Origin of the sequence: Trinickia fusca, assembly GCF_003628145.1 — a bacterium.
Classification (GTDB): Bacteria; Pseudomonadota; Gammaproteobacteria; order Burkholderiales; family Burkholderiaceae; genus Trinickia; species Trinickia fusca.
The window spans coordinates 1-428 of sequence record NZ_RBZV01000010.1; the positions used below are offsets into that span (position 1 = coordinate 1).

At 61.7% G+C, this 428-nt stretch carries 1 protein-coding gene; it reads right to left on the reverse strand.

Annotation, left to right across the window (positions count from 1 at the left end):
* Positions 1-189: 189 nt before the first annotated feature.
* Positions 190-428: hypothetical protein (locus tag D7S89_RS28190; protein ID WP_281273171.1), on the reverse strand; the 239-nt coding region annotated here is incomplete at its 5' end.

The following is a 428-nucleotide window of genomic DNA, read 5'->3' on the forward strand; positions in this document are numbered from 1 at the left end:
TCTCGGTGCGCTGGCAACACAGGAATCAACGGATGTCGGTTCACTCTCGACGGGCCTGAGCACGACCAACAGCAACGTCACGAGCCTCTCGACCTCGACCTCGACCGGCCTCGCCACCGCGGTGAGCGGTGTCAGCTCCCTCTCCACCGGCTTGAGCACCACCAACAGCAATCTCGGTACGCTGGCGACTCAGGAATCGACGGATGTCGGTTCGCTGTCGACGGGCCTGAGCACGACCAACAGCAACGTCACGAGCCTCTCGACTTCCGCCTCGACTGGAATCAGCGCAGCACAAAGTGGCGTGAGCTCATTGAGCACCGGCCTCAGCACCGCGAACAGCAACGTCAGTTCACTCTCCACCGGCTTAAGCACCACCAACAGCACTCTCGGTGCGTTGGCGACACAAGAATCGACAGACGTCGGTTCGC